Here is a 24,471-nt window from a genome sequence, read left to right as displayed (position 1 = left end):
CCCGTCTTCATTTATGTTTTTCCCACCAGCTCGGCCGTGACTTCCAAATAACTTCATGATCAACGGGGAGCTAAGGGGGTGGGGATCCGGGGGGCCGGGGGCAGGTCCGGGGGGCCGGGGGCAGGTCCGGGGGGCGGCGGCAGGGTCTGGAGGTTACTGGGGGTTGTCTGGGTTGATGGCTCGCTTTGCCTGTTTGCGTTCTCGGCGGCGCTGGCGCTTGACGGCTTGGCGCTGGGGCTCCTGCCCGGCCAGGCCGGTGACCGTGCGGACCACCAGCACCGCGCCCCACGGACCGGCCACCCAAGCCGGCCAGAAGTAGAGCAGCTCCTGGCTGAGCAGCGACGTCACCGCCCAGATGGTCACCACGATGGCGATCACCCGCAGGTACGGGAACCACACCTCAGCCAGCCAGCGGGCGGTGACGCCCCGGGTGGGGACCTGGCCGAGCTGGTCACCCAGCGGGCTCACCGTCGGCACGGCGGTCGGGGCCAGGCCGGACCGCTGCGCTGGTGTCACTGGCGGCAGGTCGGTGAGCAGGGCCTCAAGGTCGGCGTACGTGCGTGCTGCGTAGGCCCGCTGCAACCGCTCGTCGTACTCGTGCAGATCCAGCCGACCCTCGTCGAGGGCGACCCGCAACCGGTCGGCCACCGCCGCACGGTCCGAGTCTGCGGCTCGCATCCCGTCGCGCCCGTCCATGCTGGCAAGCATGCCACCGTCGCACCAGCCTGCCCGACCCCACACCTCGGCTGATCATGAAGTTGTTGCCAGCCTCACCGGCGTGTCAGGGCAATAACTTCATGATCAACGGGGGTGGGCCGGGGGTGGGCCGGGATGGGCCGGGGCGGCCTGGGCCGGGGTGGGGTCAGGGGGTCTTTGAGGCGGCGGGTTGGCGGGCGGTGACCAGGTCGCCCAGGCGGGCCCGGCCGCCGTCGAACGCGGTGAGCACCCAGACCCCGTCCGGCAGCAGAGCCATCGAGTGCTCGACGTGCGCGGCCACCGAGCCGTCCCGGGTGACGACCGTCCACCCGTCGGCCAACTCGGCCGTGCGCGGGGACCCCATGGTGATCATCGGTTCGATGGCCAGCGCCATTCCGGGGACCAGTCGGGGACCCTTGCCCGGCCGACCGTGGTTGAGCACGTGCGGGTCCTGGTGCATCTCGGTGCCGATGCCGTGCCCGCCGTAGCCGTCGACGATGCCGTACCGGCCGCCCTTGCGGACAGCGGTCTCCACGGCGTGCGAGATGTCAGTGAGGCGGCCCTTGCCGCTGGCCGCGCCACGCGCGGCGGCGGCGATGCCAGCCCACATCGCGTCCTCGGCGACCTCGGCCATCTTCAGCAGCGCCGGGTCGACGTCGCCGACCCCGACCGTGATCGCGGAGTCGCCGTGCCACCCGTCCAGCACCGCGCCGCAGTCGATGGAGATCAGGTCGCCAGCCTGGAGCACCTGCTGCGGCGACGGGATGGCGTGCACGATCTGCTCGTTGACCGAGGAGCAGATCGACGCCGGAAAACCGTGGTAGCCCTTGAACGACGGGACGCCACCCGCCTCGCGGATGGTCGCCTCGGCGATGGCGTCCAGATCGGCGGTGCTCACGCCGGGGGCGACAGCCTCCCGCATCCGGCGCAGTGCCTCGGCCACCACCAGCCCGGCGGCCCGCATCTTCTCGATCTGGTCAGGGGTCTTCAGCTGGATGTCCAGCTGGGGACGACGCATGGAGCGGTTACCTTTCGTTGCCGAACAGCGGGGCACATGACGCGTACCCCGCTGTTCGCACTCTATCCGCCGTGGCCCGGCCGGACCTCAGCCGCCGTACGACCGCAACGCGTCGATGGCCCGGGTGGTGACGTCCTCCACCGGGCCGGTGGCGTCGATCCCGACCAGCTTGCCCTGAGCGCCGTAGTAGTCGACCAGGGGTGCGGTCTTCTCGCTGTACTCACGAAGCCGCGTGGCGATCGTCTCCGGCTTGTCGTCGTCGCGCTGGAACAGCTCGGCGCCGCACCGGTCACAGATGCCGGGGCGGGTGGTGGCGTCGAACTCGACGTGCCAGATCTTGCCGCAGCCCCGGCAGGTACGCCGGCCAGAGAGCCGCCGGATCACCTCGTCGTCGTCGACGACCAACTCCAGGACCAGATCCAGGGCGGTGCCCAGATCAGCGAGGAGCTTGTCCAGAGCGGCGGCCTGCGGAGTCGTCCGCGGGAAGCCGTCGAGCAGGAAACCCTCGCTGGCGTCGGGCTCGGCCAGCCGGTCCCGGACCATGTTGATGGTGACCTCGTCCGGAACCAGCTCGCCCGCGTCCATGTACCGCTTCGCCTCGACACCAAGTGGCGTGCCCTGGGTGACGTTCGACCGGAAGATGTCTCCGGTCGAGATCTTCGGCACCGAGAGGTGTGCGGCGATGAACTCGGCCTGTGTGCCCTTGCCCGCGCCCGGCGGGCCAACCAGAACGAGTCTCATCTACCGCAGGAACCCTTCGTAGTTCCGCTGCATGAGTTGGCTCTCGATCTGCTTAACGGTCTCCAGACCGACGCCGACCATGATGAGCACAGCGGTGCCGCCGAACGGGAAGTTCTGGTACTGCTGGTTGTCCAGCCAGATGAAGAAGAAGTTCGGCAGGATCGAGATGACGCCGAGGTAGATCGCGCCCGGCAGGGTGATCCGGCTGAGGATGAAGTCCAGGTAGTCGGCGGTCGGCTTGCCCGGGCGGATGCCCGGCACGAACCCGCCGTACTTCTTCATGTTGTCCGCGACCTCGGTCGGGTTGAACGTGATCGAGACGTAGAAGTACGTGAAGAAGATGATCAGCAGGAAGTAGACCGAGATGTAGATCGGGCTGCTCGGGTTGACCAGGTTGTTCTGGATCCACGACTGGGTCTTGCCCGGGTCGGTCTGGTCGAAGAACTGCAGCGCCAACTGCGGCAGGTAGAGCAGCGACGACCCGAAGATGACCGGGATCACACCCGCCTGGTTGACCTTGAGCGGGATGTAGGTCGAGGTGCCGCCGTACATCCGCCGGCCGATCATCCGCTTGGCGTACTGCACCGGGATCCGGCGCTGCGCCTGCTCGATGAAGGTGACGGCGGTGATGACCACCAGGACCAGCGCGATGACCAGGGCGAACATGTCCCAGCCCTTGCTGGTCTTGATCTGCCAGCCCTCGCCGGGCAGCCGCGCCGCGATCGAGGTGAAGATCAGGACGGACATGCCGTTGCCGACGCCGCGGTCGGTGATCAGCTCACCGAGCCACATGACCATGCCGGTGCCGGCGGTCATCGTCATCACCAGGATGGCCAGGGTCAGCCAGTCCGGGATGCCGGTGCCGGTCGGGATGATCGGGAACTGGTCGCAGCGGTTCTGGAACAGCTGGCCCGAGCGGGCCAGGGCCACGAACGCCGACGCCTGCAGCACACCGAGACCGAGGGTCAGGTAGCGGGTGTACTGGGTGATCTTCGCCTGACCGGCCTGGCCCTCCTTGCGGAGCTGCTCCAGGCGCGGGATCACGACGGTCAGCAGCTGCAGGATGATCGACGCGGTGATGTAGGGCATGATGCCCAGCGCGAAGACCGAGAGCTGGAGCAGCGCTCCGCCGGAGAAGAGGTTGAGAAGGTTCACCACCCCGGTGGTGTCACCCTGGATGGTGTCGAGGCACTTCTGCACGTTGCCGTACGAGACGCCCGGGCTGGGGAGCGTTGCACCCAGCCGGTAGACCGCGATGATGCCTACTGTGAACAGCAGCTTCTTGCGCAGGTCAGGCGTACGGAACGCACTGAGAAAGGCGGACAGCAACTTCTTCCTCCTGCGCGAGGCGGGCCGCCGGTGATCCCTGGCGGGTCGGGGTGGATCACGGGCGAGTGCCCGCAATCCATGGCTGGGATGGGACTCTAACAGCCTCACCCCGGTCCGGGCAGATGCGCCCGACTACATAAATCGATTCCGATATTACCGGGCGTTCATAGCCCCAGGCAGACCATGGCGCCCGCCAGTTGCTATCAACTGGACGGGCGCCATGGTCGTACGCCTTACAGCTCGGTGACGGAGCCACCGGCGGCGGCGATCTTCTCCTTGGCCGACGCACTGAACGCGTGCGCAGACACCTGGAGCGCCACACCGCCGAGATCCCCGGTGCCGAGGACCTTGACCGGGTGACCCTTGCGGACCGCGCCGGACTCAACCAGCTCCAGCGGGCCGACCTGACCACCGTTCGGGAACAGCTCAGCGAGTCGGTCCAGGTTGACCACCTGGAAGACCACCTTGAACTTGTTCTTGAAGCCCTTCATCTTCGGCAGGCGCATGTGGATGGGCATCTGCCCACCCTCGAACGCCGCCGAGATGTTCTTGCGGGCCTTGGAGCCCTTGGTACCGCGGCCAGCGGTCTTGCCCTTGGAACCCTCACCGCGACCCACACGGGTCTTCGCGGTCTTGGAACCGGGTGCCGGGCGCAGGTGATGCACCTTGATCGTCATTACTCGACCTCCTCGACCTTCACGAGGTGGCTCACAGTGAAGATCATGCCGCGGATCTCGGGCCGGTCCTCCTTGACCACCACGTCGTTGATCCGCTTGAGACCGAGCGAACGCAGCGACTCACGCTGGTTGTGCTTGGTCCCGATACCGGACCGGAGCTGGGTGACCTTCAGGCGTGCCATCAGCGCGCCACCCCCGCCCGCGACGCCAGCATGGCAGCCGGCGCGACGTCCTCCACCGGCAGACCACGACGCGCCGCGACCTGCTCGGGGGACTCAAGCCCCTTCAGGGCCGCCACGGTGGCGTGCACGATGTTGATCGGGTTCGACGAGCCGAGGCTCTTGGAGAGCACGTCGTGGATCCCGGCGCACTCCAGCACGGCACGCACCGGTCCACCGGCGATGACACCCGTACCGGCCGAGGCCGGCTTGAGCAGCACCACACCAGCGGCGTCCTCACCCGTCACCGGGTGCGGGATCGACTGACCGATCCGCGGAACCTTGAAGAAGTGCTTCTTGGCCTCCTCGACACCCTTGGCGATGGCCGCGGGCACCTCCTTGGCCTTTCCGTAGCCCACGCCGACCGTGCCGTCGCCGTCGCCCACGATCACCAGGGCGGTGAAGCTGAAGCGACGACCACCCTTCACGACCTTGGCGACGCGGTTGATCGCGACGACCCGCTCAAGGTGCGGGGTCTTCTCGACGGGCGCGTTTCCGCGGCCGCCCTCACGGCGGTTGTCGCGGCGACCACCCTCGTTGCCACCGGACCCGCCGCCACGGCGCTGTTGACCTGGCATCAGCAGCCTTCCTTCTCTCTCGTGACGGGGTTGTTAGAACTCGAGCCCGGCTTCGCGGGCGGCGTCGGCAAGCGCGGCGACTCGCCCCGCGTACCGGTTGCCACCGCGGTCGAAGACGACCTTGGAGACGCCGGCGGCCTTGGCCCGCTCGGCGAGCAGGGCGCCCACCTTGCCAGCCAGGGCGCTCTTGTCGCCCTCCGCACCGCGCAGCGAGGCGTCCAGGGTCGACGCCGACGCCAGGGTGTGACCCTTGGTGTCGTCGACGACCTGGGCGACCATGTGCCGCAGCGAGCGGGTGACGACCAGGCGCGGACGCTCGGCCGTACCGCTGACGTTCTTGCGGACGCGGAAGTGTCGACGCGCACGCCCAACGGCGCGCTTGGCGGCGACACCGCGGCGGCGCTTGAGCAGCGTGGCGCTCACTTCTTACCTGCCTTTCCAGCCTTGGCGTAGCTGGGGCGGATGACCTCGCCCATTACTTCTTACCTGCCTTACCGGCCTTGCGGCGGATGACCTCGCCCTGGTACTTGACGCCCTTGCCCTTGTAGGGCTCCGGCGGGCGGATCTTCCGGATGTTGGCGGCGACCTCACCGACCTGCTGCTTGTCGATGCCAGCCACGTGGAACAGGGTCGGCCGCTCCACCGTGAAGGTGATGCCCGCCGGGGCGGGGACGACCACCGGGTGCGAGAACCCGAGCGCGAACTCGAGGTCCGAACCCTTGGCGGTGACCCGGTAACCGGTGCCGGCGATCTCCAGGCTCTTGCGGTAGCCCTCGGTGACCCCGACGATCATGTTGGCAACCAGCGTACGGCTCAGGCCGTGGAGTTCCTTGGCCTTGCGCTCGTCGTTGGGCCGGTTGACGCTCAGCTGCCCATCCTCGGCCCGCTCGATCGTGATCGGCTCGGCGAGGGTGTGCTCAAGCTGGCCCTTGGGGCCCTTGACCTTGACGGTCTGCCCGTCGATCGTGATGTCGACGCCGGCTGGTACCGGGATCGACTTACGTCCAATTCGCGACATTTCTACCTGTCTCCCGTTACCAGACGAAGGCGAGGACTTCCCCGCCAACACTCCGCTTGCGGGCCTGCCGGTCGGTCAGCAGCCCCTGGGACGTCGAAATGATCGCCACGCCCAGCCCACCGAGCACCCGCGGGAGCCCGTCCGACTTGGCGTACACCCGGAGACCGGGCTTGGACACGCGCTTGATGCCGGCCAGGCTCCGCTCGCGGTTCTGGCCGTACTTCAGCTCGACGACCAGTCGCTTGCCGACGGCGCCCTCCTCGGGCTCCTCGACCGACCAGGTGGCGATGTAACCCTCTGCCTTCAAGACCTCGGCGATGTTCGCCTTGATCTTGGAGTAGGGCATCTTCACCTGATCGTGGTACGCCTGGTTGGCGTTACGCAGACGCGTGAGCATGTCTGCGATCGGGTCGGTCATCGTCATGGATTTCGTCAGCCTTTCTCGCCGGGGTTCCCGGAGCATCAGCTCCGGGCCTACGGCGAAGAGCAATACCTAATCGGTGCAGGAGTTCCCGGCCGACGGCCGGGACGCGGTCGCCCTTACCAGGAAGCCTTGGACACACCCGGCAGCTCACCGCGGTGGGCCATCTCCCGGATGCAGATCCGGCAGAGCCCGAACTTGCGGTAGACCGCCTTCGGACGCCCGCACCGCTGGCAGCGGGTGTACGCGCGAACCGAGAACTTCGGCTTCGCGGCCGCCTTGATGATCAGCGCCTTCTTGGCCATCTCAGTTCTCCTTGAACGGGAAGCCCAGGAGCTTGAGCAGCGCCCGGCCCTCGTCGTCAGTCGTGGCGGTGGTGACCACCGTGATGTCCATGCCCCGCTGGCGATCGATCCGGTCCTGGTCGATCTCGTGGAACACCGACTGCTCGGTCAGACCGAACGTGTAGTTGCCGTGCCCGTCCAGCTTGCGCCCGTCCAGGCCGCGGAAGTCGCGGATACGCGGCAGCGCGATGGAGAGCAGCCGGTCCATGAACTCCCACATCCGGTCGCCGCGAAGGGTGACCTTCGCGCCGATCGGCATGCCCTCGCGGAGCTTGAACTGCGCGATGGACTTGGTCGCCCGCCGCACCTGCGGCTTCTGGCCGGTGATCGTGGCGAGGTCGCGGACCGCACCGTCGATCAGCTTGGCGTCGCGAGCAGCCTCGCCGACACCCATGTTGACGACGATCTTGACCAGCCGCGGCACCTGCATGGGGTTGCCGTAGCTGCGCTGCTCACGCAACTGGGCCACGATCTCGTTGCGGTACCGCTCCTTGAGGCGCGGCAGGGTCTTTTCGGTAGCCGTGGTCATCACAGGTCCTTACCGGTGCTACGCGCGATGCGGACCTTCTGGCCGTTGTCGTCGATCCGGTAACCGACGCGGGTCGGCTTGCCGTCGGAGTCCAGGACCTGCACGTTCGAGACGTGGATCGGGGCCTCCTGAGTGACGATGCCGCCGGTCTTGGCGCCACGCTGGGTGGTGCTGATACGGGTGTGCTTCTTGACCCGGTTCACGCCCTCGACCAGGACCTTGTCCTGCCGCGGGTAGGCCTGAATGACCTTGCCCTTGGCGCCCTTGTCCTTGCCGGCGATGACGACGACCGTGTCGCCCTTCTTGACCTTCACGGTCACAACACCTCCGGCGCGAGGGAAATAATCTTCATGAACCGCTTGTCCCGCAGCTCGCGGCCCACCGGGCCGAAGATACGGGTTCCGCGCGGGTCCCCGCCGTCCTTGATGATGACGGCGGCGTTCTCGTCGAAGCGGATGTACGAGCCGTCCGGACGACGCCTCTCCTTGGCCGTGCGAACGACGACAGCCTTGACGACGTCGCCCTTCTTCACACCGGCACCCGGGATCGCGTCCTTGACCGTGGCAACGATGACGTCGCCGATGCTCGCGTAGCGCCGACCCGAGCCACCGAGAACCCGGATGCACAGGATCTCCCGAGCACCCGTGTTGTCGGCGACGCGCAGTCGCGACTCCTGCTGAATCACGTCTATCTCCTATGTCTGCCGGTTCTCCGGCCGCCGTAGCGGCCGGCCGGAGCCTGGCGGAACCTACGCCCGACGCAACGCCGGGCGAGATCGAGCCTTCGCTACTTGGCCTTTTCCTGGATCTCCACGATCCGCCAACGCTTCGTGGCGCTCAGCGGCCGGGTCTCCATGATCAGGACCCGGTCGCCGATGCCGGCGGCGTTCTGCTCGTCGTGCACCTTCAGCTTGCGGGTACGGCGCATGATCTTGCCGTACAGCGCGTGCCGAACCCGGTCCTCGACCTCGACCACGACGGTCTTGTCCATCTTGTCGCTGACCACCAGGCCCTCACGGACCTTACGGCGCGAGCGCGTGGCGTCAGTGGTGGTGTTCTCGGTCATGATGCAGTCACCTCAGTCGGCGCGGCCGAGAGCCCCAGCTCGCGCTCGCGCATGATCGTGTAGATCCGGGCGATCTCCCGACGGATGACCTGCAACCGCCGGTTGTTGTCCAGCTGCCCGGTTGCGGCCTGCACGCGGAGGTTGAACAGCTCCGCCTTGGCCTCCCGCAGCTTCGTGACCAGCTCCTCTTCGGAGAGCTCACGCAGCTCGGTCGCCTTAACGCCCGCTGCCATCAGGATTCACCCACTTCGCGCGTAACAATGCGGCACTTCATCGGGAGCTTGTGGATCGCGCGACGCATGGCCTCTCGCGCGGTCTGCTCGTTGGGGAAGGACATCTCGAAGAGAACCCGCCCCGGCTTGACGTTGGCGACCCACCACTCGGGCGAACCCTTACCGGAACCCATCCGGGTCTCGGCAGGCTTCTTGGTGAGGGCCTGGTCCGGGAAGATCGTGATCCAGACCTTGCCACCACGCTTGATGTGGCGAGTCATCGCGATACGTGCCGACTCGATCTGTCGGTTCGTCACGTACGCCGGCTCGAGAGCCTGGATCCCGAACTCGCCGAACACCACCCGGTTACCACCCTTGGACGCGCCACTGCGGTCCGGGTGGTGCGGCTTGCGGAAGCCCTTCGGGGGCTTGCGCGGCATCAGCATCTGTCAGCCCTCCTGCTGCGTTTCTGCCGGAGCAGCAGTGGCGGCGACAGCTGCGCTGTCCACCGGCTCGCCGCTCGGCGTCTCGGCCTGCTGCGCGATGGTGGTCGCAGCAGCCCGACCGGCCTCGGTGCCACCAGCCGTGGTGCCGGACGAACCCGACCGGCCACGGCGCGGACGCTCGGGACGGTCGCCGCGCTCACCACGACGCGGGCGGGACGGACCGGCCTCGGCCGGAGCCTCCCGGCCCGGGACGGCGTCGCCCTTGTAGATCCAGACCTTCACACCGATCCGACCGAACGTGGTACGGGCCTCGAAGAAGCCGTACTCGATGTTGGCCCGCAGCGTGTGCAGCGGAACCCGGCCCTCACGGTAGAACTCGGTCCGGCTCATCTCGGCGCCGCCGAGGCGACCCGAGACCTGAACCCGGATGCCCTTGCAGACCGGGTTCTTCATCGCCGACTGCATGGCCTTGCGCATCGCCCGACGGAAGCTGACCCGGCTGGACAGCTGCTCGGCCACGCCCTGCGCGACCAGCTGAGCGTCCGACTCGGGGTTCTTCACCTCGATGATGTTCAGCTGAACCTGCTTGCCGGTGAGCTTCTCAAGCTCGCCGCGGATCCGGTCGGCCTCCGCACCCTTACGGCCGATGACGATGCCCGGCCGGGCGGTGTGGATGTCGACCCGGACCCGGTCGCGGGTGCGCTCGATGTCGACCTTGGAAATCCCGGCACGCTCGAGGCCCTTGGACATCATCCGGCGGATCTTGACATCCTCGCCGATGTAGTCCTTGTAGAGCTTGTCCGCGAACCAGCGGGACTTCCAGTCGGTCGAGATGCCGAGCCGGAACCCAGTGGGGTGAACCTTCTGACCCATTACTCGGCGTCCTCCGTCTTGCTCTGCGCTTCGGCCGGTGCGGCCTCCGTGGCCGGGGCGGCCTTCTTCGCCGCGGCCTTCCTCGGCGCTGCCGGCGCGACCGCTTCGACCGCCACGGTGATGTGGCAGGTGCGCTTGCGGATCCGGTACGCCCGACCCTGCGCCCGCGGCTGGAACCGCTTCATCGTCGGGCCCTCGTCCACGAAGGCCTCGCTGACGAGCAGCGCGTCGGGGTCCAGCCGCTCGTTGTTCTCCGCGTTGGCGATCGCGCTAGCGAGCACCTTGTACACCTGCTCGCTCGCAGCCTGCGGCGCGAACTGCAGCACCGTGAGCGCCTCCTTCGCGGGCAGGCCGCGGACGAGGTTGACCACCCGGCGCGCCTTCATCGGCGAGATGCGCACGTGCCGCGCAACCGCCCGCGCGCCCGGAAGCACCGGAGCGTCGCCCTTTCCTGGCATCGCTGTAACCCCTTGTTCCCTCTATCCGTATGCCCGCGGCGTCAGCGCCGACGGCTCTTCCGGTCGTCCTTCTCGTGACCCTTGAACGTGCGGGTCAGCGCGAACTCGCCGAGCTTGTGCCCGACCATCGCCTCGGTCACGAACACCGGGACGTGCTTGCGTCCGTCATGCACGGCGATCGTGTGCCCCAGCATCTCCGGGATGATCGTCGAGCGCCGCGACCAGGTCTTGATCACGTTCTTGGAGCCCTTGTCGTTCTGAACTTCCACCTTCTTGAGCAGGTGGTCGTCGACGAACGGGCCCTTCTTCAGGCTGCGAGGCATGTCTTATCTCCCTCAGCCGCGCTTACGCGTGGCGTAGCGACGGCGGACGATCAGCCGGTCACTCGGCTGGCCCTTACGGCGGGTGCGGCCCTCGGGCTTACCCTGCGGGTTGACCGGGTGGCGACCACCGGAGGTCTTACCCTCACCACCACCGTGCGGGTGGTCGACCGGGTTCATGGCGACACCACGGACGGTCGGGCGCTTGCCCTTCCACCGCATCCGGCCGGCCTTACCCCAGTTGATGTTCGACTGGTCGGCGTTGCCGATCTCGCCGATGCTGGCGCGGCAGCGCACGTCCACCCGCCGGATCTCACCGGACGGCATACGCAGGGTCGCGTACGCGCCCTCGCGGCCGAGCAGCTGGATGCCGACGCCCGCGGAACGGGCCAGCTTGGCCCCGCCGCCCGGACGCAGCTCCACGTTGTGGATGGTGGTACCGACCGGGATGTTGCGCAGCGGCAGGTTGTTACCCGGCTTGATGTCGGCGCCCGGGCCGGACTCGACGCGGTCGCCCTGCTTCATGTCCTTCGGCGCGATGATGTACCGCTTCTCGCCGTCGGCGTAGTGCAGCAGCGCGATGCGCGCCGTGCGGTTCGGGTCGTACTCGATGTGAGCGACCTTCGCCGGCACGCCGTCCTTGTCGACCCGCTTGAAGTCGATCAGACGGTACTGGCGCTTGTGACCGCCACCGTGGTGCCGCGTGGTGATCCGGCCGTGGGCGTTACGCCCGCCCTTCTTCGGCAACGGAGCCAGCAGCGACTTCTCCGGCGTGGACCGGGTGATCTCGGCGAAGTCAGCGACACTCGAGCCACGTCGGCCCGGCGTCGTCGGCTTGTACTTACGGATAGCCATTGTCTACACCCCTCAGCTGACCGGGCCGCCGAAGGCCTCGATGCGGTCACCGTCAGCCAGCTTCACGATCGCCCGCTTGGTCGCCTTGCGCTGACCGAAGCCGGTCTTGGTGCGCTTGCGCTTACCCTGGCGGTTGAGCGTGTTGACCGTCAGGACGCGGACGTTGAAGATCTGCTGGATAGCGATCTTGATCTCGGTCTTGTTCGCGTCCGGGTGCACCAGGAAGGTGTACCAGTTCCGGTTCAGCTCGCTGTAGCTCTTCTCCGAGACGACCGGCGCCACAATGATGTCGCGCGGGTCGGCGATCGTGCTCACTTGCCACCCTCCTCGGTGGTCTCGGCGGGCACGCCCAGGAACTCGTCCAGGGCGTCCTTGGTGAAGACCACGTCGTCGGCCACGAGCACGTCGTACGTGTTCAGCTGGCCGGACTCGATCAGGTGCACCCGCGGCTCATTGCGCAGCGACACCCAGTTCAGCTCGTCGGTGCTGCTCAGCACGACCAGGACCCGACGGGCCTCGGTGAGCTTGGTCAGCGTGGCCAGGGCCGCCTTGGTCGACGGCTTCTCGCCCGAGACGAACGCCTCGACGACGTGCACCTGCCCGGCGCGGGCCCGGTCGGAGAGGGCACCGCGCAGAGCGGCGGCCTTCATCTTCTTCGGGGTCCGCTGGCTGTAGTCGCGCGGCACGGGACCGTGCACGACGCCACCGCCGGCGAACTGCGGCGCGCGGATCGAGCCCTGCCGGGCGCGACCGGTGCCCTTCTGCTTGTACGGCTTCTTGCCGCCACCGGCGACCTCGCCGCGGGTCTTGGCCTTGTGCGTGCCCTGTCGGGCCGCCGCGAGCTGGGCCACCACGACCTGGTGCATCAGCGCGACGTTGGCCTGCACGTCGAAGATGTCCGCCGGCAGCTCCACGGAGCCGCTGGTGGTGCCTTCGACGGTGCGCACGTCAACGGTGGTCACTTGGCCGCACCGCCCTTCTTCACCTTGCTCTTGGCCGCGGTACGGACCAGAACGAGCGCGCCCTTGGGACCAGGAATGGCACCCCGGACGAGCAGCAGGTTGTTCTCGGTGTCGACCGCCTGGACGGTGAGGTTCTGCACGGTGTACCGCACGCCACCCATACGGCCGGCCATCCGGGTGCCCTTGAAGACACGACCCGGAGTGGCGCAGGCGCCGATGGAGCCGGGCGAGCGGTGCTTGCGCTCGACGCCGTGCCCGGCGCCCAGACCGTGGAAGCCGTGCCGCTTCATCGGGCCGGCGTAGCCCTTGCCCTTGGTCTTGCCGGTGACGTCGATGGTGACGCCGGCCGGGAACTCCTCGACAGTGACTTCCTGGCCGAGCGAGTATTCCCCGGCGTCCGTGGTGCGCAGCTCGACGATGTGCCGGCGCGGCGCCACGTCCGCCTTGGCGTAGTGCCCGCTGATCGGCTTCTTGACCTTGCGCGGGTCGATGGTGCCGTACGCGAGCTGGACCGCGGAGTAACCGTCCTTCTCGGCGCTACGAACCTGGCTGATGACGCACGGGCCGGCCTCGACCACGGTCACGGGAACAACACGGTTGTTCTCCCAGACCTGGGTCATGCCGAGCTTGGCGCCCAGGATCCCCTTGACTTGCCTGTCCATTTGTCCGGTCCCTACAGCTTGATCTCGATGTCGACGCCAGCCGGCAGGTCGAGGCGCATGAGCGAGTCGACCGTCTTCGGGGTCGGGTCGATGATGTCGATCAGCCGCTTGTGCGTGCGCATCTCGAAGTGCTCGCGCGAGTCCTTGTACTTGTGCGGCGAGCGGATAACGCAGAAACGGTTGATCTCCGTGGGCAGCGGCACCGGGCCCGCGACCTGCGCCCCGGTGCGCGTCACCGTCTCGACGATCTTCCGAGCCGAGGAGTCGACGACCTCGTGGTCATAGGCCTTGAGCCGGATGCGGATCTTCTGTCCCGCCATGGTGGCTTCTGTTCCTTCTCTCGATGCCGCTGTGTTGCGGGCGCCTGTACCGGCTGGCACAGGCCCACTTCGCCGACCCCCGCGGTCGGGCGTGTCGCGCCCTCGGGCCGAGCTCCGCCCCGTGGTTCCGGAGTGGTGCTGACCGCGCGGTGGGTCAAGGCGCCGATCGCACTACCGCGACCTGAACGCCGTGCGAGGGTGGTTGGCGACTGGGCCGCCAACCACCCCACGCTCGACTGTCTCGCCACCCGGAGGTTCAGCGAAAGCCGAACACAGGCGACGAACTGTCGTTACGCAACCTGACTAGTATGCCGCACGACCGGCGGCGGGTCTAATCGGGGTTACCTAGTTCACTTGTTAATCTTGGTGACGAACCCGGCGCCGACGGTGCGGCCACCCTCGCGGATCGCGAACTTGAGGTTCTCCTCCATGGCGATGGGCTGGATCAGCTTCACCGACATCGAGGTGTTGTCACCCGGCATGACCATCTCGGTGCCCTCGGGGAGGGTGACGACACCGGTGACGTCAGTGGTCCGGAAGTAGAACTGCGGACGGTAGTTCTGGAAGAACGGGGTGTGCCGGCCGCCCTCCTCCTTGGAGAGGATGTAGACCGTCGCCTCGAACTCCGTGTGCGGGGTGTTCGAGCCCGGCTTCACGACGACCATGCCGCGCTCGACCTCGTCGCGCTTGGTGCCACGCAGCAGCAGGCCGACGTTCTCGCCTGCGCGAGCGTCGTCCAGGGTCTTCCGGAACATCTCGATCGCGGTGACCTTGGTCTTGAAGCTCTTCTCCTTGATACCGACGAGCTCAACATCCTCGTTCGGCAGGAGAACGCCGCGCTCCACGCGACCGGTGACGACGGTGCCACGACCGGTGATCGTGAAGACGTCCTCAACCGGCATCAGGAACGGCTTGTCAACCTCGCGCTCCGGCTGCGGGATCGAGGTGTCGACAGCGGTCATCAGGTCCAGCAGCTTGCCGGTCCACTCGGGGTCACCCTCGAGGGCCTTCAACGCCGAAACCCGAACGACCGGCAGGTCGTCACCCGGGTACTCCTGCGAGGAGAGCAGCTCACGGACCTCGAGCTCGACGAGCTCCAGGAGCTCCTCGTCATCGACCATGTCGCTCTTGTTGAGCGCCACGACGATGTACGGCACACCGACCTGACGGGCCAGCAGCACGTGCTCGCGGGTCTGCGGCATCGGGCCGTCGGTCGCCGCGACCACCAGGATCGCGCCGTCCATCTGCGCGGCACCGGTGATCATGTTCTTGATGTAGTCGGCGTGCCCAGGGCAGTCGACGTGCGCGTAGTGCCGCGACTCGGTCTGGTACTCGACGTGCGCGATCGAGATCGTGATGCCGCGGGCCTTCTCCTCCGGCGCCTTGTCGATCTCGTCGAACGGCGTGTAGGGGTTCAGGTCCGGGTACTGGTCGTGCAGGACCTTGGTGATGGCCGCCGTCAGCGTCGTCTTACCGTGGTCGATGTGACCAATGGTGCCGATGTTGACGTGCGGCTTAGTCCGCTCGAACTTAGCCTTCGCCACTGGTGTCCTCCTGTGGACTTCTTGGTTCGTACGCCCGGCGCGCCGGTCGGCGCTTAGGACTCTGTCGACAGCCTTTCCGGCCTGACGGCCGGAGAGCCTTTGTGGGTTCTGCGGCGATGAAGCCTACAGGCCCGGTCTCACGCGATCCGATCGTGGTGGCCGCAGGCGGGTGAACCCTCCCGCGACCAACCACGAATCACCTGCTCAGGGCGCTACTCGCCCGTTGCCTTGGCGATGATCTCCTTCGCGACGCTCTGCGGAACCTCGGCGTAGGAGTCGAACTGCATGCTGTAGCTAGCCCGGCCCTGGGTCTTCGACCGCAGGTCGCCGACGTAGCCGAACATCTCCGACAACGGCACCAGGGCCCGGACGATGCGGGCGCCGCTGCGCTCCTCCATCGCCTGGATGATGCCGCGGCGGGAGTTGAGGTCACCGATGACGTCACCCATGTTCTCCTCAGGAGTGGTGACTTCAACGGCCATCATCGGCTCGAGCAGTGCCGGATCGGCCTTGCGGGCCGCGTCCTTCATCACCATCGAGCCGGCGATCTTGAATGCCATTTCCGACGAGTCGACCTCGTGGTACTGGCCATCCAGCAGGGTCAGCTTCACGCCGACCAGCGGGAAGCCCGCCAGGATGCCGTACTGCAGCGCGTCCTGCGCACCGGCGTCCACCGAGGGGATGAACTCCCGGGGGATGCGGCCGCCGCTGACGGCGTTGGCGAACTCGTAGGTCGGCGAGTCGTTGTCCAGCGGAAGCGGCTCGACGCTCACGATCACGCGGGCGTACTGGCCGGAACCACCGGTCTGCTTCTTGTGGGTGTACTCGACCTTCTCCACCTTGCGGCGGATGGTCTCGCGGTACGCCACCTGCGGCTTGCCGACGTTGGCCTCGACGTTGAACTCGCGGCGCATCCGGTCGACCAGGATGTCCAGGTGCAGCTCACCCATGCCGGAGATGACCGTCTGACCGGTCTCCTCGTCCAGTTGGACGCGGAAGGTCGGGTCCTCCTCGGCCAGGCGCTGGATGGCGGTGCCCAGCTTCTCCTGGTCGGACTTGGTCTTCGGCTCGATCGCCACCGAGATGACCGGCTCCGGGAAGGTCATCGACTCCAGGATGACCGGGTTCGCCGGGTCGGAGAGCGTGTCGCCGGTGGTGGTCTGCTTGAGACCCTGCACGGCGATGATGTCGCCGGCCTGCGCCGACGGACGCTCTTCCCGCTTGTTGGCGTGCATCTGGTAGATCTTGCCGATGCGCTCCTTACGGTCCTTGGTGGAGTTGACCACCTGGGAACCGGAATCGAGCGTGCCGGAGTAGACCCGCACGTAGGTGAGCTTGCCCAGGTGCTTGTCCGTCTGGATCTTGAAGGCCAGACCGGAGAAGGGCTCCGAGTTGGACGGCTTACGCAGCAGCGGGGTCTCGCCGTCGGTGGCCGTACCCTCGATCGCCGGAACGTCCAGCGGCGACGGCAGGAAGTCGACCACGGCGTCGAGCATGGGCTGGACGCCCTTGTTCTTGAACGCCGAGCCGCAGAGCACCGGGTTGGCCTTGCCGGCGATGGTGGCACGCCGGATGGCGGCCTTGATCTCCTCGACGGAGACCTCTTCGCCTTCCAGGTACTTCTCCATCACCGAGTCGTCGACGTCGGCGAGGGTCTCCATCAGCTTCTCGCGCCACTCGGCAGCGGAGTCGGCCAGGTCGGCCGGGATCTCCTCAACCGCGTAGTCATCACCCTTCTGGGTCTCCCCGCGCCAGGTGAGGGCGCGCATGCCGATCAGGTCGACGACACCGATGTGGTCACCCTCGAGCCCGATCGGGATCTGGAGCACCAGCGGGGTGGCGTTCAGCCGGTCGATCATCATCTGCACGCAGCGGAAGAAGTCGGCGCCGGTCCGGTCGAGCTTGTTGACGAAGCACATACGCGGGACGTTGTACTTGTCGGCCTGCCGCCAGACGTTCTCCGTCTGCGGCTCCACGCCGGCGACACCGTCGTAAACCGCGACCGCACCATCCAGGACACGCAACGACCGCTCGACCTCGACCGTGAAGTCGACGTGGCCAGGCGTGTCGATGATCTGGATCGTGTGGCCCTTCCACTCACACTTGGTAGCAGCGGAGGTGATGGTGATACCACGCTCCTGCTCCTGCTCCATCCAGTCCATGACGGCGGCGCCCTCGTGGACCTCACCGATCTTGTACGTGATGCCGGTGTAGAAGAGGATTCGCTCGGTGGTCGTGGTCTTACCGGCATCGATGTGCGCCATGATGCCGATGTTGCGTACGTTGGCGAGCGCGTCTGCGGCGGCCACTTCAATCCCTACTTATCGTCGTCTCGACTCAACTGGTGGCGGTTCCGGCGCCCGGAGGCGCCGGAACCAGGGTGTTACCAGCGGTAGTGCGCGAAGGCCTTGTTCGACTCGGCCATCTTGTGCGTGTCCTCGCGCCGCTTGACGGCGGCACCGAGGCCGTTGCTCGCGTCCAGCAGCTCGTTCATCAGCCGCTCGACCATGGTCTTCTCGCGCCGGGCGCGGGAGTACGTGACCAGCCAGCGCAGGCCCAGGGTGGTCGCCCGGGTCGGGCGGACCTCGACCGGAACCTGGTAGGTGGCGCCACCGACCCGACGGCTACGCACCTCGAGGGTCGGCTTGACGTTGTCCATCGCCCGCTTGAGGGTGACGACCGGGTCGGTGCCGGACTTCTCGCGGCAGCCCTCAAGGGCCGCGTACACGATGGATTCGGCGAGCTGACGCTTGCCGCGGAGCAGGATCTTGTTCACCAGCTGGGTGACCAGCGGCGAGTTGTACACCGGGTCAGCGACCAGTGGCCGCCGCGGAGCGGGTCCCTTACGCGGCATGTCAGCTCTTCTCCTTCTTCGCGCCGTAACGGCTGCGCGCCTGCTTGCGGTTGCGGACGCCCTGGGTGTCCAGCGAGCCGCGAACGATCTTGTAACGCACGCCGGGGAGGTCCTTCACCCGGCCACCGCGAACGAGCACGATCGAGTGCTCCTGCAGGTTGTGACCGACGCCGGGGATGTAGGCGGTCACCTCGATCTGGCTGCTGAGCTTCACGCGAGCGACCTTGCGCAGCGCCGAGTTCGGCTTCTTCGGGGTGGTGGTGTACACGCGGGTGCACACGCCGCGCCGCTGAGGGGAACCCTTCAGCGCCGGGGTCTTGGTCTTGGTCGTCTTCGCCTGGCGGCCCTTTCGGACCAGCTGCTGGATCGTGGGCACCGGGTTTCTCCGCTCCCTTCGGCCGCATTCGCGACCGCGCCGTCTGCTCGTTAGCCGGCCTGATGACCGGCTCTCCTACATTCCGACCAGGGTCACCTTGCGGAGACCCCGGCACCCGCGGTCGGGCGTGTCGCCCTCGTCACGGCCCCGTTGCGACGCTCTCGCGTGCATACCGGGTTTTGTCACCGGCACGCGGGTCGCCCCGCCCCGGATCTTTAAGCTTGTCGTGCCGCCGTCCGTAAGCCGGAAACAGCGCACGCACGAGTTGCCCGGGCATGCCCGGGCACAAGGGGAAAGAGTACCTACCACAACCGCCCAGGTCAAAACGGAATGGCCCGGCGACTGTCTCACACCCGCCGGCCGGATCTCGTCCTGCCCCGTCGCCCGCGATGGGCACCTACGAATACAAGTGTACCGGCTTCCCCGCAGAAGCACCCATCGCCCCCGGCGGGACCGGAAGCCCTCCGCGGGAAAACCCCGTCAGGTGCCGGATCTCTCGGTGATCACCCTCACGTCAGCGCGAGGAGCAGGGCCAGACCCAGGCCCAGCAGGCTGAGCAGTGCCCCCACCGCGCCGCAGCTGATCCCGGCCATCGCCAGCCCGCTGCCGGTGAACTGGACCGCGGGTGGCGCGGTCGGCCGCCGGATCTGCCGCCGGCCGAGCAGCCCGATGACGACCGCCGCTCCGCCGGCCAGCACACCCAGCGCGGCGAACGCGCCGGAGGCCCAGGCCCCGCCGTCGTTCTTGAAGGCGACTCCGAAGCAGATCACCAGCAGCGAGACCAGGACCGACGCGATCCCCGCCACCAGCGCCCCGATGGCCAGCCCGGAGGTGACCGGCGCCACGTCCAGGTGCACGACGCCGAACGGCGTACCCGCGACCGCCTCCACCCGCTTCGGCGGCCGACGCTGGTCGTCACTGGGCGGCGGGACCGAACGCCCCGGCGTACCACCCCACCCGGGCCCGTACCCCGGCGGACCCCAGCCAGGCGGCGCCCCCGGCCCGGACGGCGGCGGACCCCACCCGGGCGGCGGACCCCACCCCGCCGGCGCACCCGGCCCGGACGGCGGCGGACCCCAGCCGTACGGCACTCCCGAACCAGCGGCCTGCGGGCCCCAGCCGGGCGGCATACCGGGCCCGGACGACGGTGGGCCCCAGCCCTGCGGCGTCGAGGTCGGCGCGCTGGAGACCGGGTACGGCTGGCCGGAGCCGGGTGCCGTGCCCGGGCCGGTCGGACCCCAGCCGGGAGGCGGCGGCGGACCCGGGGTCGACACCGGTGGCTGCGGCTCGCCGTCTGGGCCCGGCCGCGCCCAGTCACTCGGCCCCGCGGGAGGAGCCGGCGGGTCGGCAGAGTCGGCCGGATCCTCCGCAGGGGGCCGCGCCGGTTCCGTCACGAGGTCCTCCTGTCGAAAGGCCGCCACCGCCACACGGCGGACATCGGCCAGGCTACCGCCGGGAGCGCCGCCGCCCGCGCCGGGCGCGGCCACCGGCGACTCAGTCCATGTTCGCCGGGTAGTCGTGGCCGAACGGGGCGCCGGCCAACCGGACCACCCCGATGACCACCGCGGCCACCACGCTGACCGCGACCAGCACCAGGCCGGTCCAGGCCATCCACTCCCCCCGTCGCAGCCAGACGCTGCCGGTCAGGAAACCCCCCGAGGCGTACGCATCGCGGCGCGCCTGCCGGGCCAGTTGCAGGGCCACCGTGGCCGGCACCACGCCACCGATGAACAGCCCGGTCAGCATGCCGAGCAGGCCCAGCGCGAAGACCGCCCGCGCCTTCGTGGCGCGGGCCGGGTCCGGGTCCAGCGGGTGGCGCACGCCCTGCTGGGCGACGAACACCTGCCCGGGTGCGGTCGTCATACCCCCATCATGCCGAACCCGGCCCGGGGGTGGGTGGGCACGGACACGACGAGGCCCCCGGCTTTCACCGGGGGCCTCGTCGTGTGACTGGTGCTTAGCGGTACGACCCGAAGTCGAAGTCGTCCAGCGGCACTGCCTGCCCGCTGGCCGGCCCGAACCCGTAGTCGGTCTCCGGGTAACCGGTCATCGAGTAGACCTTGGCCTTGGCCTCCTCGGTCGGCTCGACCCGGACGTTGCGGTACTTGCTGATGCCGGTACCGGCCGGGATGAGCTTTCCGATGATCACGTTCTCCTTGAGGCCGACCAGCGAGTCGCTGCGCGAGTTGATCGCAGCGTCGGTCAGCACCCGGGTGGTCTCCTGGAAGGAGGCCGCCGAGAGCCAGGAGTCGGTGGCCAGCGAGGCCTTGGTGATACCCATCAGCACCGGACGACCAGCGGCGGGCTCGCCGCCCTCCGAGACGAGCCGGCGGTTCTCCGACTCGAACAGCGCCCGGTCGACGAGCACACCCGGCAGGAACTCGGTCGAGCCGGAGTCGATGACCGTCACCCGCTTGAGCATCTGGCGGATGATGATCTCGATGTGCTTGTCGTGGATGAGCACACCCTGCGAGCGGTAGACCTCCTGGACCTCACTGGTCAGGTGGACCTGGACCGCCCGCGGACCCATGATCCGCAGCAGCTCGTGCGGGTCGATGGTGCCCTCGGTCAGCTTCTCGCCGACCGCGACGTGGCCGCCGTCGTGGGTCCGGAGCTTGACCCGCTTCGAGATCTTGTCGTAGACGATCTCTTCGCTGCCGTCGTCCGGCACCACAATGATCTTGCGCGAGCGCTCGCCGTCCTCGATCCGGATCCGACCGGGGGTGTCGGCGATGGGCGCCTTACCCTTCGGGACCCGAGCCTCGAAGATTTCCTGGACACGCGGCAGACCCTGGGTGATGTCCTCACCCGCGACACCACCGGTGTGGAAGGTACGCATCGTCAGCTGCGTACCGGGCTCACCGATGGACTGGGCGGCGATGATGCCGACCGCCTCGCCGATGTCGACCGACTTACCGGTCGGCAGCGACCGGCCGTAGCAGGCCGCGCAGACGCCCAGCTTCGACTCGCAGGTGAGCACGCTGCGCACCCGGACGGTCTCCACACCAGCGGCGACGATCTTGTCGACCCCGATGGAGTTGATGTCCTGCCCGCGCTCGGCGACCACGGTGCCGTCCGGCCCCTTGATGTCGTCGGCGAGGGTCCGGGCGTGCACGCTGGTCTCGGCGTGGGTGTGGACGACGAGCTTGCCGTCCAGCTTTTCGCCGATCTGCATCGGGATCGCCCGGTCGGTGCCGCAGTCCTCTTCGCGGATGATGACGTCCTGCGAGACGTCCACCAGACGACGGGTCAGGTAACCCGAGTCGGCGGTCCGCAGCGCGGTGTCGGCGAGACCCTTACGGGCACCGTGCGTGGAGATGAAGTACTCCAGCACGGACAGACCCTCCCGGTAGCTGGCCTTGATCGGCCGCGGGATGATCTCGCCCTTGGGGTTGGCCACCAGACCACGGATCGCCGCGATCTGCCGGAGCTGGAGCAGGTTACCGCGAGCACCCGAGTGGATCATCTTCCACAGTGGGTTCTCCTGCGGCAGCGCGGTGTCCATCTCCTTGGCGACCTCGTTGGTCGCCTTGGTCCAGATCTCGATGAGCTCGCCGCGACGCTCCTCGGCGGTCATCAGACCACGCTGGTACTGCTTGTCGATCTGGTCGGCGTCCTTCTCGTACTTCGCCAGGATCTCCGCCTTGCGCGGCGGAGCGATGACGTCCTCCATGCCGATCGTCACGCCGGACCAGGTGGCCCAGTGGAAACCGGCCTCCTTGAGCCCGTCCAGGGTGGCGGCCAGCGCCACCTTGGGGAAGCGCTCGGCGAGGTCGTTGACGATCGCGGAGAGCTGACCCTTGCGGATCTCGTAGTTCACGAAGCGGTAGCCCTGCGGCAGCGTCTCGTTGAACAGCACCCGACCCAGGGTGGTCTCCACGGTCAGCGGGTCACCCTCGACCCAGCCCTCCGGGGCGGTCCACGCATCGGCACCAGCGCCGTTGTCGACCCCGACCACGCCACGCAGACGGATCTTCACCGGCGCCTGCAGGTGCAGCTCGCCGTTGTCGAAGGCCATCCGCGCCTCGGCGTCGGAGCTGAACGCCCGACCCTCGCCCTTCTCACCGGCGGTGAGGTGGGTGAGGTGGTACAGACCGATGACCATGTCCTGGGTAGGCATGGTGACCGGCTTACCGTCGGCCGGCTTGAGGATGTTGTTCGACGACAGCATCAGGATCCGCGCCTCGGCCTGAGCCTCGGCGGACAGCGGCACGTGCACCGCCATCTGGTCACCGTCGAAGTCGGCGTTGAACGCGGTGCAGACCAGCGGGTGGATCTGGATCGCCTTGCCCTCGACCAGCTGCGGCTCGAAGGCCTGGATGCCCAGGCGGTGCAGGGTCGGTGCCCGGTTGAGCAGCACCGGGTGCTCGCCGATGACCTCTTCCAGCACGTCCCACACGACCGGGCGCTGACGCTCGACCATCCGCTTGGCGGACTTGATGTTCTGTGCGTGGTTGAGGTCGACCAGCCGCTTCATCACGAACGGCTTGAACAGCTCCAGCGCCATCTGCTTGGGCAGACCGCACTGGTGCAGCTTGAGCTTCGGGCCGACCACGATGACCGAACGGCCGGAGTAGTCGACGCGCTTGCCCAGCAGGTTCTGGCGGAACCGGCCCTGCTTGCCCTTGAGCATGTCGGACAGCGACTTGAGCGGGCGGTTACCCGGACCGGTGACCGGCCGGCCGCGACGGCCGTTGTCGAACAGCGCGTCGACGGCCTCCTGGAGCATCCGCTTCTCGTTGTTGACGATGATCTCGGGCGCGCCGAGGTCGATCAGCCGCTTGAGGCGGTTGTTCCGGTTGATCACGCGGCGGTACAGGTCGTTCAGGTCCGAGGTCGCGAAGCGGCCACCGTCGAGCTGCACCATCGGGCGCAGGTCCGGCGGGATGACCGGGACGCAGTCCAGCACCATGCCGAGCGGCGAGTTGCGGGTGTTCAGGAACGCCGCGACGACCTTGAGTCGCTTGAGCGCCCGGATCTTCCGCTGGCCCTTGCCGGACCGGATGGTCTCCCGCAGGCTCTCGGCCTCGGCGTCGAGGTCCATGTTCTGGACCAGCGCCTTGATCGCCTCGGCGCCCATCGAACCGGTGAAGTACTCACCGAACCGGTCACGCAGCTCGCGGTAGAGCAGCTCGTCGGTGACCAGCTGCTTCGGCTCCAGCTTGCGGAAGGTGTCCAGCACCTCGTCCAGGCGGTCGATCTCGCGCTGGGCCCGGTCGCGGATCTGGCGCATCTCGCGCTCTCCGCCCTCCTTGACCTTGCGCCGGACGTCCGCCTTGGCACCCTCGGCCTCCAGCTCGGCCAGGTCGGCCTCGAGCTTGGCGGCCCGCTTCTCGATCTCCGAGTCGCGGCTGTTCTCGGACTGCCGCTTCTCGGCCAGGATCTCGTTCTCGATCGTCGAGAGGTCACGGTGACGCGACTCCGCGTCCACGCTCGTCACGACGTACGAGGCGAAGTAGATGATCTTCTCGAGGTCCTTGGGAGCGAGGTCCAGCAGGTAGCCCAGCCGGCTCGGAACGCCCTTGAAGTACCAGATGTGGGTCACCGGAGCAGCGAGCTCGATGTGCCCCATCCGCTCACGGCGGACCTTGGAGCGAGTCACCTCGACGCCGCAGCGCTCACAGATGATGCCCTTGAACCGGACGCGCTTGTACTTACCGCAGTAGCACTCCCAGTCCCGCTGCGGACCGAAGATCTTCTCGCAGAAGAGCCCGTCCTTTTCCGGCTTCAGGGTGCGGTAGTTGATCGTCTCAGGCTTCTTGACCTCGCCGTGCGACCACTGACGGATGTCGTCGGCGGTGGCGAGACCAATGCGCAGCTCGTCGAAGAAGTTGACGTCGAGCACTATGTCCCCTATGTCGTCGTCTGTACTGCTAATTCTCGGGTGGGGTCGGGGGGCGGGGCGGCCGGCCCCCCCCCCCCACCCCCCCACCAATAGAACCGAGGCCGGGCCCC

The 24,471-nt window shown here is 67.8% G+C and carries 32 protein-coding genes; all 32 read right to left on the bottom strand.

The window, feature by feature from the left end:
* Positions 1–153 precede the first annotated feature (153 nt).
* A complete protein-coding gene (locus ABZU52_RS16385) occupies positions 154–696 on the bottom strand; it encodes a DUF1707 domain-containing protein (RefSeq protein WP_354971850.1) in 543 nt (180 codons plus the stop codon).
* Between the two features lie 166 nt (positions 697–862).
* Positions 863–1,714: a type I methionyl aminopeptidase gene (gene map, locus ABZU52_RS16380; RefSeq protein ID WP_354971849.1), complete on the bottom strand. Its 852-nt coding sequence runs from the start codon at positions 1,712–1,714 to the stop codon at positions 863–865.
* 87 nt (positions 1,715–1,801) lie between these two features.
* The gene (locus ABZU52_RS16375) at positions 1,802–2,455 is read right to left on the bottom strand and encodes an adenylate kinase (RefSeq protein WP_088950228.1); all 654 of its coding nucleotides are present in this window, start codon (positions 2,453–2,455) and stop codon (positions 1,802–1,804) included.
* The gene (gene secY / locus ABZU52_RS16370; RefSeq protein WP_354971848.1) at positions 2,456–3,784 is read right to left on the bottom strand and encodes a preprotein translocase subunit SecY; all 1,329 of its coding nucleotides are present in this window, start codon (positions 3,782–3,784) and stop codon (positions 2,456–2,458) included. It lies immediately after the preceding gene.
* Between the two features lie 233 nt (positions 3,785–4,017).
* Positions 4,018–4,461, bottom strand: coding sequence for a 50S ribosomal protein L15 (rplO, locus tag ABZU52_RS16365; protein WP_030329906.1), 444 nt, complete (start codon positions 4,459–4,461; stop codon positions 4,018–4,020).
* The gene (rpmD, locus tag ABZU52_RS16360) at positions 4,461–4,643 is read right to left on the bottom strand and encodes a 50S ribosomal protein L30 (protein ID WP_007465262.1); all 183 of its coding nucleotides are present in this window, start codon (positions 4,641–4,643) and stop codon (positions 4,461–4,463) included. Before rpmD ends, rplO begins: the two co-directional genes overlap by 1 nt.
* The gene (gene rpsE / locus ABZU52_RS16355; protein ID WP_007465263.1) at positions 4,643–5,257 is read right to left on the bottom strand and encodes a 30S ribosomal protein S5; all 615 of its coding nucleotides are present in this window, start codon (positions 5,255–5,257) and stop codon (positions 4,643–4,645) included. Before rpsE ends, rpmD begins: the two co-directional genes overlap by 1 nt.
* Before the next feature lie 33 nt (positions 5,258–5,290).
* Positions 5,291–5,668: a 50S ribosomal protein L18 gene (gene rplR, locus ABZU52_RS16350; RefSeq protein ID WP_181518401.1), complete on the bottom strand. Its 378-nt coding sequence runs from the start codon at positions 5,666–5,668 to the stop codon at positions 5,291–5,293.
* Between the two features lie 64 nt (positions 5,669–5,732).
* The gene (gene rplF / locus ABZU52_RS16345; RefSeq protein ID WP_354971847.1) at positions 5,733–6,275 is read right to left on the bottom strand and encodes a 50S ribosomal protein L6; all 543 of its coding nucleotides are present in this window, start codon (positions 6,273–6,275) and stop codon (positions 5,733–5,735) included.
* A gap of 16 nt (positions 6,276–6,291) precedes the next feature.
* Positions 6,292–6,699, bottom strand: a complete 408-nt coding sequence (gene rpsH, locus ABZU52_RS16340; protein WP_007465270.1) for a 30S ribosomal protein S8 — start codon at positions 6,697–6,699, stop codon at positions 6,292–6,294.
* A gap of 116 nt (positions 6,700–6,815) precedes the next feature.
* Positions 6,816–7,001, bottom strand: a complete 186-nt coding sequence (locus ABZU52_RS16335) for a type Z 30S ribosomal protein S14 (RefSeq protein WP_272613587.1) — start codon at positions 6,999–7,001, stop codon at positions 6,816–6,818.
* Between the two features lies 1 nt (position 7,002).
* Positions 7,003–7,569 (bottom strand): 50S ribosomal protein L5, encoded by a 567-nt coding sequence (gene rplE, locus ABZU52_RS16330; RefSeq protein WP_091402385.1) that lies wholly within the window; start codon positions 7,567–7,569, stop codon positions 7,003–7,005.
* Positions 7,569–7,889: a 50S ribosomal protein L24 gene (gene rplX / locus ABZU52_RS16325; protein ID WP_172899047.1), complete on the bottom strand. Its 321-nt coding sequence runs from the start codon at positions 7,887–7,889 to the stop codon at positions 7,569–7,571. The genes rplE and rplX overlap by 1 nt, the downstream gene beginning before the upstream one ends.
* Positions 7,886–8,254, bottom strand: a complete 369-nt coding sequence (gene rplN, locus ABZU52_RS16320; RefSeq protein ID WP_007465279.1) for a 50S ribosomal protein L14 — start codon at positions 8,252–8,254, stop codon at positions 7,886–7,888. Before rplN ends, rplX begins: the two co-directional genes overlap by 4 nt.
* A gap of 101 nt (positions 8,255–8,355) precedes the next feature.
* The gene (gene rpsQ, locus ABZU52_RS16315; protein ID WP_354971846.1) at positions 8,356–8,634 is read right to left on the bottom strand and encodes a 30S ribosomal protein S17; all 279 of its coding nucleotides are present in this window, start codon (positions 8,632–8,634) and stop codon (positions 8,356–8,358) included.
* The gene (gene rpmC / locus ABZU52_RS16310; RefSeq protein ID WP_007465283.1) at positions 8,631–8,867 is read right to left on the bottom strand and encodes a 50S ribosomal protein L29; all 237 of its coding nucleotides are present in this window, start codon (positions 8,865–8,867) and stop codon (positions 8,631–8,633) included. The genes rpsQ and rpmC overlap by 4 nt, the downstream gene beginning before the upstream one ends.
* Entirely contained in the window at positions 8,867–9,292 is a 426-nt protein-coding gene (gene rplP / locus ABZU52_RS16305) for a 50S ribosomal protein L16 (protein ID WP_053653940.1), read from the bottom strand. The genes rpmC and rplP overlap by 1 nt, the downstream gene beginning before the upstream one ends.
* A gap of 3 nt (positions 9,293–9,295) precedes the next feature.
* Positions 9,296–10,165 (bottom strand): 30S ribosomal protein S3, encoded by an 870-nt coding sequence (rpsC, locus tag ABZU52_RS16300; protein WP_091402401.1) that lies wholly within the window; start codon positions 10,163–10,165, stop codon positions 9,296–9,298.
* Positions 10,165–10,623 carry a 50S ribosomal protein L22 gene (gene rplV / locus ABZU52_RS16295; RefSeq protein ID WP_007465297.1) on the bottom strand — a complete coding sequence of 153 codons (459 nt, stop codon included), beginning with the start codon at positions 10,621–10,623 and terminating at the stop codon, positions 10,165–10,167. Before rplV ends, rpsC begins: the two co-directional genes overlap by 1 nt.
* Before the next feature lie 41 nt (positions 10,624–10,664).
* Positions 10,665–10,946, bottom strand: a complete 282-nt coding sequence (rpsS, locus tag ABZU52_RS16290) for a 30S ribosomal protein S19 (RefSeq protein ID WP_007465299.1) — start codon at positions 10,944–10,946, stop codon at positions 10,665–10,667.
* Between the two features lie 12 nt (positions 10,947–10,958).
* Positions 10,959–11,798 carry a 50S ribosomal protein L2 gene (rplB, locus tag ABZU52_RS16285; protein WP_030329891.1) on the bottom strand — a complete coding sequence of 280 codons (840 nt, stop codon included), beginning with the start codon at positions 11,796–11,798 and terminating at the stop codon, positions 10,959–10,961.
* Between the two features lie 12 nt (positions 11,799–11,810).
* Complete coding sequence (rplW, locus tag ABZU52_RS16280; RefSeq protein ID WP_007465304.1) at positions 11,811–12,113, bottom strand: 50S ribosomal protein L23; 303 nt, start codon at positions 12,111–12,113, stop codon at positions 11,811–11,813.
* Entirely contained in the window at positions 12,110–12,760 is a 651-nt protein-coding gene (gene rplD, locus ABZU52_RS16275; RefSeq protein WP_030329890.1) for a 50S ribosomal protein L4, read from the bottom strand. The genes rplW and rplD overlap by 4 nt, the downstream gene beginning before the upstream one ends.
* Positions 12,757–13,422 carry a 50S ribosomal protein L3 gene (gene rplC / locus ABZU52_RS16270; protein WP_091402403.1) on the bottom strand — a complete coding sequence of 222 codons (666 nt, stop codon included), beginning with the start codon at positions 13,420–13,422 and terminating at the stop codon, positions 12,757–12,759. The genes rplD and rplC overlap by 4 nt, the downstream gene beginning before the upstream one ends.
* 11 nt (positions 13,423–13,433) lie before the next feature.
* Entirely contained in the window at positions 13,434–13,742 is a 309-nt protein-coding gene (rpsJ, locus tag ABZU52_RS16265; RefSeq protein WP_007073037.1) for a 30S ribosomal protein S10, read from the bottom strand.
* 350 nt (positions 13,743–14,092) lie between these two features.
* The gene (gene tuf, locus ABZU52_RS16260; RefSeq protein WP_030489585.1) at positions 14,093–15,286 is read right to left on the bottom strand and encodes an elongation factor Tu; all 1,194 of its coding nucleotides are present in this window, start codon (positions 15,284–15,286) and stop codon (positions 14,093–14,095) included.
* 212 nt (positions 15,287–15,498) lie between these two features.
* A complete protein-coding gene (gene fusA, locus ABZU52_RS16255) occupies positions 15,499–17,595 on the bottom strand; it encodes an elongation factor G (protein ID WP_354971845.1) in 2,097 nt (698 codons plus the stop codon).
* A gap of 74 nt (positions 17,596–17,669) precedes the next feature.
* Positions 17,670–18,140 (bottom strand): 30S ribosomal protein S7, encoded by a 471-nt coding sequence (rpsG, locus tag ABZU52_RS16250; RefSeq protein ID WP_007465317.1) that lies wholly within the window; start codon positions 18,138–18,140, stop codon positions 17,670–17,672.
* A 1-nt stretch (position 18,141) separates the two neighbouring features.
* Complete coding sequence (rpsL, locus tag ABZU52_RS16245) at positions 18,142–18,516, bottom strand: 30S ribosomal protein S12 (protein ID WP_007465318.1); 375 nt, start codon at positions 18,514–18,516, stop codon at positions 18,142–18,144.
* A gap of 509 nt (positions 18,517–19,025) precedes the next feature.
* Positions 19,026–19,406 (bottom strand): hypothetical protein, encoded by a 381-nt coding sequence (locus ABZU52_RS16240; RefSeq protein WP_354971862.1) that lies wholly within the window; start codon positions 19,404–19,406, stop codon positions 19,026–19,028.
* A gap of 604 nt (positions 19,407–20,010) precedes the next feature.
* A complete protein-coding gene (locus tag ABZU52_RS16235; protein ID WP_354971844.1) occupies positions 20,011–20,379 on the bottom strand; it encodes a hypothetical protein in 369 nt (122 codons plus the stop codon).
* 94 nt (positions 20,380–20,473) lie between these two features.
* Complete coding sequence (locus tag ABZU52_RS16230; protein WP_354971843.1) at positions 20,474–24,361, bottom strand: DNA-directed RNA polymerase subunit beta'; 3,888 nt, start codon at positions 24,359–24,361, stop codon at positions 20,474–20,476.
* Positions 24,362–24,471 lie beyond the last annotated feature (110 nt).

Origin of the sequence: Micromonospora sp. NPDC005220 (assembly GCF_040607895.1) — a bacterium.
Taxonomy (GTDB): domain Bacteria; phylum Actinomycetota; class Actinomycetes; order Mycobacteriales; family Micromonosporaceae; genus Micromonospora.
This window is presented reverse-complemented; position numbering and strand designations above follow the sequence as displayed.